13 protein-coding genes are annotated in these 13,160 nt (G+C 36.4%); 12 read left to right on the forward strand and 1 reads right to left on the reverse strand.

From position 1 onward, the window contains the following. Window positions 1–119 precede the first annotated feature (119 nt). The 4 genes from AC6I0I_RS03950 to AC6I0I_RS03965 all read left to right on the forward strand — a co-directional run bounded on the left by AC6I0I_RS03950 (window position 120) and on the right by AC6I0I_RS03965 (window position 3,273). The gene (locus AC6I0I_RS03950) at window positions 120–1,223 is read left to right on the forward strand and encodes a D-alanyl-D-alanine carboxypeptidase family protein (protein WP_161830832.1); all 1,104 of its coding nucleotides are present in this window, start codon (window positions 120–122) and stop codon (window positions 1,221–1,223) included. Further along, the gene (locus tag AC6I0I_RS03955) at window positions 1,223–1,849 is read left to right on the forward strand and encodes a spore maturation protein (RefSeq protein WP_262950257.1); all 627 of its coding nucleotides are present in this window, start codon (window positions 1,223–1,225) and stop codon (window positions 1,847–1,849) included. Before AC6I0I_RS03950 ends, AC6I0I_RS03955 begins: the two co-directional genes overlap by 1 nt. A gap of 4 nt (window positions 1,850–1,853) precedes the next feature. Then, a complete protein-coding gene (locus AC6I0I_RS03960; protein WP_161830834.1) occupies window positions 1,854–2,375 on the forward strand; it encodes a spore maturation protein in 522 nt (173 codons plus the stop codon). Window positions 2,376–2,505: 130 nt separating this feature from the next. Next, window positions 2,506–3,273: a pseudouridine synthase gene (locus tag AC6I0I_RS03965; RefSeq protein WP_161830835.1), complete on the forward strand. Its 768-nt coding sequence runs from the start codon at window positions 2,506–2,508 to the stop codon at window positions 3,271–3,273. 215 nt (window positions 3,274–3,488) lie between these two features. Here AC6I0I_RS03965 and AC6I0I_RS03970 read toward each other — a convergent pair whose 3' ends face one another. After that, window positions 3,489–3,719 (reverse strand): ferredoxin, encoded by a 231-nt coding sequence (locus tag AC6I0I_RS03970; protein ID WP_161830836.1) that lies wholly within the window; start codon window positions 3,717–3,719, stop codon window positions 3,489–3,491. A gap of 318 nt (window positions 3,720–4,037) precedes the next feature. Here AC6I0I_RS03970 and AC6I0I_RS03975 point away from each other — a divergent pair, with 318 nt between their 5' ends. The 8 genes from AC6I0I_RS03975 to AC6I0I_RS04010 all read left to right on the forward strand — a co-directional run bounded on the left by AC6I0I_RS03975 (window position 4,038) and on the right by AC6I0I_RS04010 (window position 12,799). Continuing rightward, entirely contained in the window at window positions 4,038–4,940 is a 903-nt protein-coding gene (locus AC6I0I_RS03975; protein WP_161830837.1) for a hypothetical protein, read from the forward strand. Between the two features lie 281 nt (window positions 4,941–5,221). After that, window positions 5,222–5,890 (forward strand): (d)CMP kinase, encoded by a 669-nt coding sequence (gene cmk / locus AC6I0I_RS03980; protein WP_161830838.1) that lies wholly within the window; start codon window positions 5,222–5,224, stop codon window positions 5,888–5,890. Next, complete coding sequence (locus tag AC6I0I_RS03985; RefSeq protein WP_262953505.1) at window positions 5,890–7,554, forward strand: S1 RNA-binding domain-containing protein; 1,665 nt, start codon at window positions 5,890–5,892, stop codon at window positions 7,552–7,554. Before cmk ends, AC6I0I_RS03985 begins: the two co-directional genes overlap by 1 nt. 282 nt (window positions 7,555–7,836) lie before the next feature. Beyond that, window positions 7,837–9,147, forward strand: coding sequence for a ribosome biogenesis GTPase Der (gene der / locus AC6I0I_RS03990; protein WP_161830840.1), 1,311 nt, complete (start codon window positions 7,837–7,839; stop codon window positions 9,145–9,147). A gap of 26 nt (window positions 9,148–9,173) precedes the next feature. After that, window positions 9,174–10,181 carry an NAD(P)H-dependent glycerol-3-phosphate dehydrogenase gene (locus tag AC6I0I_RS03995; protein ID WP_161830841.1) on the forward strand — a complete coding sequence of 336 codons (1,008 nt, stop codon included), beginning with the start codon at window positions 9,174–9,176 and terminating at the stop codon, window positions 10,179–10,181. 107 nt (window positions 10,182–10,288) lie between these two features. After that, window positions 10,289–10,537 carry a stage VI sporulation protein F gene (locus tag AC6I0I_RS04000; RefSeq protein ID WP_161830842.1) on the forward strand — a complete coding sequence of 83 codons (249 nt, stop codon included), beginning with the start codon at window positions 10,289–10,291 and terminating at the stop codon, window positions 10,535–10,537. Between the two features lie 305 nt (window positions 10,538–10,842). After that, a complete protein-coding gene (gene spoIVA / locus AC6I0I_RS04005) occupies window positions 10,843–12,318 on the forward strand; it encodes a stage IV sporulation protein A (protein WP_161830843.1) in 1,476 nt (491 codons plus the stop codon). A 208-nt stretch (window positions 12,319–12,526) separates the two neighbouring features. Next, the gene (locus AC6I0I_RS04010) at window positions 12,527–12,799 is read left to right on the forward strand and encodes an HU family DNA-binding protein (protein ID WP_161830844.1); all 273 of its coding nucleotides are present in this window, start codon (window positions 12,527–12,529) and stop codon (window positions 12,797–12,799) included. The last annotated feature ends 361 nt before the right edge of the window (window positions 12,800–13,160 follow it).

Raw genomic sequence — 13,160 nt, forward strand, 5'->3', positions numbered from 1 at the left:
CCAAAGGGGTAAATCGTGATTATTATTAAAAATCTGTCATAACAGGTGTTTTTATTCAAGGATATTTTTTGTCTTCTACTCATAGAGTGTAATAGTTACAGGACTGAGGTGAGTAAAAAATGAAAAAAAACAAGATATTCGTAACGCTAATGATCTTTTTACTCCTATTAACAAGTCATTCAAATCGTGCCTCTGCGATGGGAATTAGTTCTCAGTGTGGAATCTTAATGGAGCAATCAACTGGACGGGTTCTTTATGAAAAGTGTCCGAATGATCAGATGTATATTGCTAGTATTACGAAGATTTTAACAACGATTGTGGCGATTGAAAATGCGGATTTGGATGCATGGGTAGAAGTATCGGAGAACGTTACACAACAAGTAGGATCTGCGTTATATTTAACGCTTGGGGATCAAGTTAAGCTTATTGATTTATTATATGGATTAATGCTTCGCTCAGGAAATGATGCGGCGATGGCGATTGCTGAATTTGTGGGTGAAGATGAAGAGGGATTCGTCAAGATGATGAATGAAAAGGCTCAAGAAATCGGAATGACGAATAGTGTATTTCAAAATCCTTCTGGATTAGATGAGACAACCTATAATTTATCGACGGCAAAAGATATGGCATTAGTCATGCAATATGCGATGAATAATCCTATTTTTAGAGAAATTACAGGGACAAAGACTCATAAGGCAACAACGAAAAATGGGACCACTTATGTTTGGAATAATAAACATAAGTTAGTGACGGGCTACTATGATTATGCCATTGGTGGGAAAACTGGTTTTACGAAGCAGGCCAGACGAACGCTTGTGACTTCAGCACGCAAAGATGAGATGGAGTTAATTGTTGTCACTTTAAAAGCGGGTGATGATTGGAATGATCATATGAGTTTATTTAATTATGGTTTTGACCATTATGAGGTTAAGACGTTAATGACGCCAGGGGAGATTCACGTAGAAAACCGCGAGCTTAAAGATAAGTTATATATTGAAAAACAAGTCGATGTTGTTGTTGCAAAAGATGGAAGTGAGAAGGTGACGACGGACTTATCGCTTTATGAGAAAGCGAAGGGAAAAGAAGTGGGACAATTAAAGGTATTTATTGATGAGCAGCTGGTACAGGAAATTCCTGTTTATAAAGCAATCGAACCAAAAGTTGAAAAGCAATCATGGTTTGAAAAAGTGGTTAATTGGTTCACAGGGGCGGTGAGCTTCTAGTGATTCATAAAATTTGGATGGGACTGTTCGCAATTGGAATCGTTTATGGCTTTTTTAGTGGAACAACTTCAGCAGTCAATGATGCGATTTTGGCAGGTGCCCAGGAAGCGATTGATTTGCTTATTTATTTAGCAGGAATCATGGTGTTTTGGACAGGAATTTTACAGGTGGCAAATCATGCAAAAATGCTTGATTTGCTTTGCAAGGTTTTAACGCCAGTGACTCGGTTTTTATACCCTAAGCTTAAAGCGGGACATCCAGCTTTGAAATATTTAACGACCAATATGGTGAGTAACTTATTAGGGCTTGGAAGTGCAGCAACTCCAACGGGTCTTAAGGCCATGAAGGAGTTGCAGGCAACAAATCCTGATCCTGCACGTCCGAGCTTTGAGATGTATACGTTGCTCGTTATGAATACCGCGGGATTTACTTTAATTCCAACAACGATTATTGGGATTCGTCATATGTATCACTCAACAAATCCGAGTGAGGTTTTTTTACCCATTCTTTTTGCTTCTGGCATTACGACCATTGGGGGATTGTTGATTCATAATATTTATAGTCGAATGAAACGGATTCCTTCCTCTGGTGAGGGTGTTGTTAGAAAACGACAGGAAAGAGGGTGAGTAGATGGGGGCAATCAGTGTATACATTTTACCAATCTTTTTGCTTTCTGTTTTTGTCATGGCTTTTGTGAACAAAACGAATGCCTTTGATCACTTTGTAGAGGGGGCAAAAGAGGGGATGAGGACAACGGTGTCTTTAGTTCCTAATATTGTCGGGATGATTGTTGGAATTAAGGTTTTTTTGGCCTCAGGAATCGTTGACGCTATCGCAAATCTATTAGATCCTATTCTAACAGCCATTGGCGTGGATGCTCACGTGTTACCTCTGATGTTTTTAAGGCCCCTGTCAGGATCAGCGGCCCTTAGTGTGACATCAGACTTACTTTCTATTTATGGTCCTGATTCGGGTATTGGACGTCTAGCCTCAATCATGCAGGGAAGTACAGATACAACGATTTATATCATTACTGTTTATTTTGCCGCGGTAGGGTTGAGTGAGATGAAGCACGCGCTAAAATTAGGATTAACGGCTGACCTAATTGGGTTTATTGCTGCTATTGTGTCTGTTTCTATTTTCTTTGGATAAAAGATAAATAGCATGTGAAATTTCTCTTCCATAGGATTAAACATTGATTTTTACTTATAATAAAGGTAAAATGAGTGTTACATCTAGATTCTTGTCGAATTTAGCGTCATTTCTGATTGGAGGGTTTTACATGGAACGATTGCAAAAGGTTATTGCCCATGCAGGGATTGCTTCCCGACGTAAGGCGGAGCAATTAATTTTAGAAGGAAAAGTAACTGTTAATGATAAAGTAGTGCGCGAATTAGGCGTTAAGGTGACAGGAAAAGAAAAAATTGAAGTTGAGGGAATCCCGCTTCAACGAGAAAAAAAGGTTTATTACGTTTTACATAAACCACGTGGTTTTGTTAGTACTGTTTCTGATGAGAAAAATCGTCGAACTGTTTTAGATTTTTTTAAAGATAAAGTTTCGGAACGACTCTATCCTGTTGGACGCTTAGACTACGATACATCGGGTGTTTTATTGTTAACCAACGATGGAGACTTTGCGAACAAAATGATGCATCCGAGTGGGGAAATTGATAAAGTTTATTTAGCACGTGTAAAGGGAATTGTTACACAGGAAAGTTTAAAACCGTTAGCTAAAGGGATTGTCGTTGATGGTTATAAGACCAAGCCTGCGAGCGCCCGTTTAATTTCAGTGGATAAAAAGAATCAATCGTCACTTGTTCAATTGATCATTCATGAAGGGAAGTATCATCAGGTAAAAAAAATGTTTGATGCGATTGGTTTTCCTGTAAAAAAATTACGTCGTGAGCAGTTTGGTTGCATCGATGTGGTTGGTCTTGCGGCAGGGGAGTTCCGTCCGTTGACACCACATGAGGTAAAGACATTAGTCTCAATGGCGAATGATAAGAGAGAGAAGCCAAAAGTTAAGTTTACAAAAATGCGTCAATTTTAAAGATAAACATCAAAAAACGGGCGATAAAGTTCTCATGATTAGAAACTTTATCGCCCGTTTCATACCCTTTTATGAGGTGAGTAGGAAAGTAAAAGGATTAAATTCTTTTTGTTTCTCTCGCCTTTAATAAAAAAAGGCTTATTATTGTTAAAATAATAAGCTTTTTTTGTATAAGTTTTTAAAAATCCTACATAATAACGTAGTATTTGGCTTAATTAGTTAAAAGGTGTATCTTGAACTTCGATTGCCTCAGTTGGGCATCCTTCAGCTGCGTCGATAACATCGCTTTCTAAATCAGTGATTTCAACAACACCTTGGTTGTTATCTCCTTCAAGGATGTTTTCAGCGTATCCTTCATCATCATATCCGAATACGTCTGGTGCTACGGCACCACAAGCACCACATGCGATACATTCATCTTTGTTAACTTTTGTGAATTTAGCCATTAATTTATCCCCCTTACAAGAATTGTGATTAAGAATATATAATTCATTTGAATTACATGTATATTATAAACTAAAAAGACAAAAAAATTCAAATTTAATGCGCTAAATAAAATAAATTTATGATATAATGACTAAGTCCTCAGTGAATATTTTACAAAATATAAAATAAAGTGATAAGAAGCTTCGACAATTCGTCGATTCCTATATATCAATGACTATTTGTCCTTTAGGCGAGCGAGATGGTCATGAAAATTTTATTTTTGAAGGTAACGATCCGTTAGATAAACGGTATTTTGAATAAAAAGGAGTGTGAGTGAGATGGAACAGAAAGCAGATTATTCTGAATTAAGAAAGGTTTATTTTAATGCATGTGAAGAGGACGTACCGTCTCATTCGGTAGCCTCTAATTTAGAATTAAAATCAGAGGCCTTACAAGAGTCCATCTCCTCACGATTATCAGAAATTATGTCATCAGCTTTAGAGGCCAATGAAAGTTTACAAATGAGACGGGCTCCGGGAAGAAAAGAGTTAGCGACACGATCTCAGGAAATGATGAGACTGTTACAAGAAAAGTACGGGGTGACGACTTATTCGAAAATTACTCAAATGATTAAAAATGAGGATTTTAGTGAGTGGGAACAATTAGAACAGGAACTATTATCGGTTCCAATCGAGCCACTTGAAGATGAGTTGCCAACTAAAGAGAGGGTATCATTGATAATGTCAGACAACGAAGTTGAAGAATATACAGATTTAGAAGAGATAATAGATACAGATTTAGATTATTTGGATGCACTTGTTCAACATGATTATGGTCGTTTAAAAAGGTTACAGACAGAGGGCGAATGTATTAGCTCTATTTTTAGCGATATTATCGAGAATGAACAAACGTCGAATTCTAATTATCAAGACGATATTTTTAATAAGAATATTGAGTTGATTTTTAATTCCGAAGTGGATTTAGATGATTGTGCATGGTCTGAGTTACAGCAATCTACGATTGCTGATGAAAAAAATGAGGAAGAGCAAGTGGATAAATCGGTATCAACGACATTAGAAGCTCTTTACTTAAACGATCAAGATGCTGTTGTAGATGCACTAAATGAAGAGCGTAAGTTAAGCTTGCCTAAACGTTCGGATCGCGTCAATTATTTGTTCATTTATTTTTTATCAGCAGGAATGATTTTACTTTTAATCATCGCATGTTTGATGTTATTTTAAATGGATTTAGAGTTGAAAACAACTTTTATTTTAAACGGCATCGCTTTACTCCTAGTTTGGATGGAAAACTTAAGATTGTGTTTTACCTCTTGGTCGAAAAGGCCCTTGCCTAGACGATAACGGAGGGCTAGTTAAATGTAAACTAAACAAAAACGGAAGGTTGTTCTTTTTTTGTTTAGTTTATTTTTATAAGGGGGAGGTTCAATTGTGAGAAGTCCCCATTTTGTGGTTGTTTACAAGTAAAATAATGTGATAAAATAAGGACAAGTCGAGGTGATAATATGGTTCGTTCTAAAGTAATTGCAATTGATGGACCAGCAGCAGCAGGAAAAAGTACAATTGCTCAAAAAGTAGCTCAAATGTTAGGATACATTTATATCGATACAGGAGCGATGTATCGTGCAGTAACGCTAAAGGCGTTAAATGAAAAAGTGGATGTAACAGACGAAGAAACAATTGCGAAGATGCTTAAAAATACAACGATTCGTTTAACGAATGATAAAAAAGTATTTTTAGATGAGGTAGATGTAACAGATGCGATTCGACAACCTATTGTTTCACAAAATGTATCAGCTGTTTCAGCTATTCGATTTGTTCGAGATGAATTAAAAAATCGTCAAATTGAATATGCTAAAACGGATAATGTGGTAATGGATGGGCGCGATATCGGAACGAATGTTTTACCAAATGCCGATTATAAAATTTTTATGACAGCATCGGTGGATGTTCGTGCAAAACGTCGTTATGATGAAAACTTACGCCGATCAATTGCGTGTGATTTTGAAACGTTAAAAGAAGAAATCGAATTACGCGATAAGTTAGATTCAACACGTGAACATTCTCCTTTAACGAAAGCAGAGGATGCAATTGTCGTCGATACGTCTGATTTAACAATTGATGAGGCGGTTGATGCAATTATAAATATTGTAAAAAAAGGTGGGGAAGTTTAATGAAACAAAATCCAGAAGAAATGACGATGAGTGAAGTTCTATCAATGGCTAATTTTGACTTACCAGCAGTGAATGATGTCATTGAAGGTGAAGTTGTTCGTGTAACAAATCAAGAGGTTACGGTTGATATTCATGGAGCAACAGAAGGAACGATTTATTTAAATGAATTAACATTAGATAAAGTGGATTCTGCCAAAGATGTAGTTAAAATCGGTGATAAAATAAAAGCGATGATTAAGAAAGTTGATGACGAGCAAATTTTATTATCGCGCCGTGCTTTACTTGAATACGAACGTTTCCAAGAATTAAAAACGGCTTTTGAAAAAGGTGAAACATTAGTCGCGAAAGTAGAACGTGTTGTTAAGGGCGGTTTAATTGTAAATATTGGATTAGAGGCGTTCTTACCAGCTAATATGATTGATGTTAAATACGTTTCTGACTTAAATCAATACGTTTCACAAGAGATTCCTGTGAGAATTGTTGAATTTAACGCTCGCAACCGTAAAATTAAAGTATCACGTAAAATGGTGATTGCAGAACAATTAAAAGCGGCACGCGATGAACAATTTTCAACATTAGCACTTGGAGAAATCGTTGAAGGTGAAGTTGTTCGTATCGAAAAATATGGGGCATTCGTTCGCTTTGGTTCGTTAGAAGGATTAGTTCATATTTCTGAAATTTCTCATTTACCGGTGGCAAATGTTGAGGATGCCTTAACAGTCGGGCAAAAGGTATCTGCGAAAGTCATTAAAATTGATGGAACAAAATTACAATTATCAATTAAGGCAACTTTAATGACGCCATTTGAACAGTTTGCTTCAACACACCAAGTTGGAGATGTATTAGATGGGCAAGTGGTCCGTTTAATGGATTTTGGAGCCTTTGTAGAAGTTACAGCAGGTGTTGAAGGGTTAGTTCATTTATCTGAATTATCATGGGATCATAAGGCAAAATTAGATGAGGTAGTGTCAGAAGGTCAAACTGTTCGCGTTCGTATCCTATCGATGGATAATAAAAATCATCGCCTTGCCTTGTCAATTAAACAAGTAGAGCAAGACCCATGGGTGGCGTTTGGTCATCAGGTTGGGGATGTAATTAAGGGACAAGTAACGAATGTGACAGATTTAGGAGCATTTATTAAAGTGGCTCCATACATTGAAGGATTATGTCATTACACAGAGGCATCATGGAATCCTCAGATGAAATTGGCATCGATGGTAGCTCCAATGGATGAAGTGGAAGTTAAAATTATTTCATTAGATGCGAAAAAACATCGCTTAGGATTATCGTTACGTCAAGTGAAATCAAATCCTTGGGAATCGGTAACGTTTAAAACATTAGATGTTGTGAAAGGAACGGTTGTGGCGACTAATGACCGCGGAGCATTCGTTGCAGTCGAAGAAGATGTAGTTGGTTTTCTACCAATGAATCAAATCACGGAAAAACGTATTTCTCGTGTGGAAGACGTATTAACAGTTGGGCAAGAAGTCGAGGTTAAAGTCACTCGTTTTGAACCTAAACAATTTAAATTAGAATTAAGCATTCGCCGTATTGTTGAAGATGCAGAACGTGAAGAATTTAATAACTATATGCAAAAACAAGAGGCGATGGAAAACGAAACATTAGGGGACTTATTCGGGGATGCATTAAAAAATTTATTATAATATCTTTTTGATTGTTAACTTGAAAGATTGAGCCAACTACAAGAGGGCATCAGAACATGAAATACGCTTCAACGTAAGATTTTTATGACATCTCACTGTTGAGCTTAGATTTTTTAAGAAAAGACAAGCTTCCTAATGGATTAACGTTTACTAAGATAGCGATAGGAAAAAGGGGGATTTCCCCCTTTTTATTTTTATTCTTGAAAATTTGACTAATGGAGTCAAAAACTACTATAATATTAACGATGTATTTTTTTTGGAAAGGTGAAAGAAGGTGACAACATGGTATTACCTGTAGTAGCAATTGTCGGAAGACCAAATGTTGGAAAGTCAACGATTTTTAATCGAATTGTAGGATCACGTGTGTCGATTGTAGAAGATGAACCTGGAATTACTCGTGATCGTATTTACAGTAGCGGGGAATGGTTAACACGTAAGTTTAACGTGATTGATACAGGTGGAATTGAAATTGGTGATGAACCATTTGTTCGACAAATTAAACATCAAGCGGAAATCGCAATGGATGAGGCGGATGTCATCGTATTTGTAACGAATGCTCGCGACGGAATCACTCAGGCCGATCAAGAAGTTGCAAATATGCTATATAAAACTAACAAACCAGTTATTCTTGTTGTAAATAAGGTGGATGATGTTAATTTCAGAGATCAAATCTATGAATTTTATTCACTTGGATTAGGTGATCCGATTGCAACATCTGCTGTTCATGGTATTGGATTTGGGGATATGCTCGATCAAATCGTTTTACAAATGCCGGATAAAAAAGGACGAGATTACGAAGAAGATGTGATTAAATTTTCACTCATCGGAAGACCGAATGTTGGAAAATCATCATTAACAAATGCCATTTTAGGGGAAGAACGTGTTATTGTAAGTGATATCGCTGGGACGACTCGTGATGCCATTGATACGGAATTTACGAAAGATGGACAAAAATATGTTGTAATTGATACAGCCGGAATGCGTAAGCGAGGGAAAGTGTATGAGACCACTGAAAAATATAGTGTTCTTCGTGCGCTTAGCGCCATTGATCGCAGTGATGTGTGTTTAATCGTCATTGATGCTTCGAAGGGATTAATCGAGCAGGATAAACGTGTAGCGGGGTATGCACACGAGGCTGGTAAAGCAGTTGTCATCGTTGTTAATAAGTGGGATGCGATTGAAAAAACAGATAAAACAATGAAAGAGTGGGAAGATTTAATTCGTACCGAAATGGCGTTTTTAGATTATGCTCCGATTGTTTTCTTATCAGCATTAACGAAACGACGTTTACACACGTTATTTGAACCACTAAATATGGCGGCAGAAAATCATAAAAAACGTGTGGTTACTCATGTTTTAAATGATGTAATTATGGATGCAGTTGCGATGAATCCAACACCGACGCATAATGGACAACGTCTACGCATTTACTATGCAACTCAAGTGTCTACTCAACCGCCAACATTCGTTGTTTTCGTTAATGATCCTGAGTTATTACACTTTTCATATAAGCGTTATTTAGAAAACTGTATGCGTCAGGCGTTTGGATTTGAAGGAACACCTATTCATATTATCGCAAGAAATAGGGATTAACAGGTATATAATGAGGAGGATTTATAATGGTTAAAAATATAACAGTAGTGGGAGCTGGAAGTTGGGGAACAGCCTTAGCGCAAGTTTTATGTGATAATAAAAATCAGGTGATGTTATATGATTTAAATGCAGACATCGTCAAAGATGTGAATGAAAATCATCGTAATGCTCGATTTTTTGAAGAGGTAGAATTGCCATCTTCTTTACGAGCGACAACTGATTTGAAAGAGGCCTTAAAAGAAGCAGAGTTTATTTTGTTATCTGTTCCAACGAAAGTGATTCGTGACGTTTTAAAAACGATTAATACGCAATTAACACATAAGGTTGTTATTATTAATGCGAGTAAAGGGATTGAGCCAGGGACACATAAGCGTGTGTCTGAGATTGTTATGGAAGAGATTAATGCCGATTATTTAGAGGCGTTTGTTGCTTTAACAGGACCATCACATGCTGAGGAAGTTATTCAACGTTCTTTGACGACGGTTACTTGTGCGGCGACAGTCGTAGACCGTGCGAATGAGGTTCAAAAAATGTTTACGAATGATTATTTCCGCGTTTATCGTGTGGATGATTTAATCGGAGTAGAGATTGGTGGATCGATTAAGAATGTGATTGCTTTAGCGGCAGGAATTTTAGCTGGACTTGGTTATGGTGATAATCCAAAGGCGGCATTAATTACACGAGGACTTGTAGAAATTAAACGTCTTGGGGTTGCTGTAGGTGCGAACGAAGAAACATTTAGTGGTCTTAGTGGACTTGGAGACTTAATTGTAACTTGTACGTCGGTACATAGTCGCAATTGGCAAGCTGGATATAAAATTGGAAATGGATCGAATCTTCAAGAGGCTCTTGATAGTATGACGATGGTCGTTGAAGGAGTTAGAACTTGTCAGGCAACTTATGAGATGGCGCAGGCATTAAATATTGAAATGCCAATTGTAGAAACGGTTTATGAAGTGATTTTTAATAAATTAGATCCTCGTGAAGCCATTAATCAATTAATGAGTCGCGAGATGAAACCAGAATTTTATTAATGAGATGCTTTTTTTTGAAGGAAAGTTAAATTAATAGGTCATTAGTCACAAATTACCTCCTGATGTCATATGTTATATTGAACATGAGACATGAGGAGGTTTTATTTATGTTTAATAATCTTTTTGGACGTTGTGGGAAAGATGTAAATATTAATCAAGATGAAATTTTTAATATTGCAGATCAAGCCTCAGGAATGGATTTGAAAAATGAAGAGCAAGTACGTGCATTAATTCAAAGTGTTGGTTCAATTGTTGGTCGTAAAGTGGATAAATCAGTAGAAGATCAGTTAACAAAAATGATTCTTAATGGTGAAGTTCCAACAGATATGGATCAATTATTGAAAATGATGATGTAAGTGGGAGTTTGTTTTAAAAAGATAAAAAAGAGGGTGCGTTTCAAAAAACGCACCCTCTTTTTTATTCCCCACGATGTAGCAAATGATAAATTTGGAAAAAAGTTATCATATCTTTAAGCTAATGGTGCATATAATTCGAAGGAAACGCAACCTGATTCATTGTTGAGTTAGGTGAGAAAAGATCCTTGGACTTATTCAAACGTCGGATCAAAAAATAAAAGTTTTATTTAAATTCTCTCATAAAGTAGAGGATAAGCATCATACATTGTTAGTGACAAATATAATTGAAAATGGAGGTTTACACTATGGAAACTAATGAACTGATGAGAGACGTTGTTGCCCGTACAAATGGAGAGTTTTATTTAGGTGTCGTAGGAGCGGTTCGTACAGGAAAATCTACGTTTATCAAAAAATTTATGGAATCACTTGTTATTCCATTAGTTGAAGATGAAAATGTAAAAAAACGTATGGTTGATGAATTACCACAAAGTGCAAACGGAAAAACGATTATGACGACTGAGCCAAAGTTTATTCCAGCACAAGCTGTTAATGTAACAGTTGAAGGTGAAGTTTCTGCAAGTATTCGTTTAATCGACTGTGTGGGTTATGTTATCCCAAGTGCAGTTGGTTATGAAACTGAGGAAGGTCCACGAATGGTAAACACTCCATGGTATGAAGAACCAATCCCATTTGTTGAGGCTGCAGCCATTGGAACACAAAAGGTTATTGAAGATCATTCACACATTGGAATCGTTATGACAACTGATGGTTCAATTGGAAACTTCGAACGTGAAGATTATTTAGAGGCTGAACAGTTAGTTATTGAGCAATTAAAAGCGATTAACAAGCCATTTATCGTTGTATTAAATACAACACATCCAAAAACAGAAGATGTAGCGGCTTTACGTAATGATTTACAAGAAGAATATGGAGTGCCAGTTATTCCATTAAGTGTTGAAAACATGACGAAAAAAGATATCTATAGTGTCTTAACTGAGGCGTTATATGAATTCCCAGTATCAGAATTAGATATCAAATTACCAAGCTGGGTAGATGCATTAAGTGATGACAATTGGTTAAAAGCACGCTTCTTAAAATTAATTAACCAAAGTACAAACGAATTCTATAAACTTCGTGATATTAACTATTTAGCTGAAGAGTTAAAAGCAGAAGATGTCATTGAAGATTGCTATATTAGCGCGTTAGATGCAGGGGTTGGATTAGCCGAATTAGAAATTAAAGTTCCAAATGAGTTATATGATCAAATCTTAACTGAATTAGTAGGTCCAATCAAAGATAAAGCAGATTTAATGTATTTATTACAAGATTACGCAAACATTAAAAAAGAGTATGAGCCTATCGCGAGTGCTTTACAAATGGTGAAACAAGTAGGATATGGTATTGCGACACCATCAATTGAGGATATGACATTAAGTCAACCGACAGTTGTAAAACAAGGATCACGTTATGGAGTTCGCTTAAAAGCTATTGCCCCATCAATTCATATGATCCGTGTAGATGTTGAATCTGTTTTTGAACCAATCATCGGAACAGAGCAACAAAGTAAAGATTTAATTGATTTCATCTTAAAAGATGTAGATGAAAATCCATTATCAATTTGGTCAACTGAAATCTTTGGTCGTTGTTTAAGCGAAATTGTCCGCGATGGAATTTCTGCTAAATTATACTCAATGCCAGAAAATGCACGCATGAAATTACAAGAGACATTAATCAAGATTGTTAACCAAGGTAATGGTGGATTAATTGCGATTATGCTATAATTTATCCAAAAAATTCTCTCATCGTCTTCTTGATGAGAGAATTTTTAATATAATTTAATAAAATAGTGACTAGGAATCATTAATTTATTACATAATAGGATAAAATAGTATGTCAGAGGAAAATAGGCAAATAAATGTTTGCAACCTCACTAGAGGGTATGGTAAACTTTTATTTGCAATGAAACATCTTAGGAGGTATTTAAAATTTATGAATCGTTCTCAATTAGTAGATAAAATCGCTGAAAAGGCGGAGTTAACAAAGAAAGAAGCAGATAAATTTTTAAGTGCGTACATTGAAACAGTAACTGAAGCATTACAAGAGGATGATAAAGTTGCTTTAGTAGGGTTTGGAACTTTTGAGGTTCGTGAACGTGCTGCTCGTCAAGGACGCAATTTACATACTGGAGAAACAATTGAAATTGAAGCGAGTAAATACCCAGCATTTAAAGCAGGTAAAGCTTTAAAAGATGCTTTAAAATAATGTATAAAAAAGACAACTCATTGGCAGTTGTCTTTTTTATACATCAGGAGGCGAGAAATAAGGTAGACCCTCCATCGGATGAGCCAATGCAACCTATTTCAAGTCGAACTTCATTCAACGATAGGAGACTTGAGGGCGTGTAAGGATGCCTAATTAGGGGAGACTTATAAAAGGTAACATGAACGTCGGGTTTAAATATAACGATAATGATTGGAGGAAATGAGGAGACATGTTTCCGCCCTCATCAAGGTGAATGAAGTCGTGTCATGAGGATGCCAAGACATGTGACTGAATGCCGCCTAAGAGGAAGTGAATGTCTGAATCGGTAAAAGAGGTGGCTGTTAATTAGGAAAATCCATAG

It is taken from the genome of Turicibacter sp. St.80E1 (assembly GCF_059728495.1).

Excerpts from the sequence above, each read along its gene's own strand:
- AC6I0I_RS03950 (WP_161830832.1), top strand. The coding sequence starts at position 120 with ATGAAAAAAAACAAGATATTCGTAACGCTAATGATCTTTTTACTCCTA.
- AC6I0I_RS03960 (WP_161830834.1), top strand. The coding sequence starts at position 1,854 with ATGGGGGCAATCAGTGTATACATTTTACCAATCTTTTTGCTTTCTGTT.
- AC6I0I_RS03965 (WP_161830835.1), top strand. The coding sequence starts at position 2,506 with ATGGAACGATTGCAAAAGGTTATTGCCCATGCAGGGATTGCTTCCCGA.
- AC6I0I_RS03970 (WP_161830836.1), bottom strand. The coding sequence starts at position 3,719 with ATGGCTAAATTCACAAAAGTTAACAAAGATGAATGTATCGCATGTGGT.
- AC6I0I_RS03975 (WP_161830837.1), top strand. The coding sequence starts at position 4,038 with ATGGAACAGAAAGCAGATTATTCTGAATTAAGAAAGGTTTATTTTAAT.
- cmk (WP_161830838.1), top strand. The coding sequence starts at position 5,222 with ATGGTTCGTTCTAAAGTAATTGCAATTGATGGACCAGCAGCAGCAGGA.
- AC6I0I_RS03985 (WP_262953505.1), top strand. The coding sequence starts at position 5,890 with ATGAAACAAAATCCAGAAGAAATGACGATGAGTGAAGTTCTATCAATG.
- der (WP_161830840.1), top strand. The coding sequence starts at position 7,837 with ATGGTATTACCTGTAGTAGCAATTGTCGGAAGACCAAATGTTGGAAAG.
- AC6I0I_RS03995 (WP_161830841.1), top strand. The coding sequence starts at position 9,174 with ATGGTTAAAAATATAACAGTAGTGGGAGCTGGAAGTTGGGGAACAGCC.
- AC6I0I_RS04000 (WP_161830842.1), top strand. The coding sequence starts at position 10,289 with ATGTTTAATAATCTTTTTGGACGTTGTGGGAAAGATGTAAATATTAAT.
- spoIVA (WP_161830843.1), top strand. The coding sequence starts at position 10,843 with ATGGAAACTAATGAACTGATGAGAGACGTTGTTGCCCGTACAAATGGA.
- AC6I0I_RS04010 (WP_161830844.1), top strand. The coding sequence starts at position 12,527 with ATGAATCGTTCTCAATTAGTAGATAAAATCGCTGAAAAGGCGGAGTTA.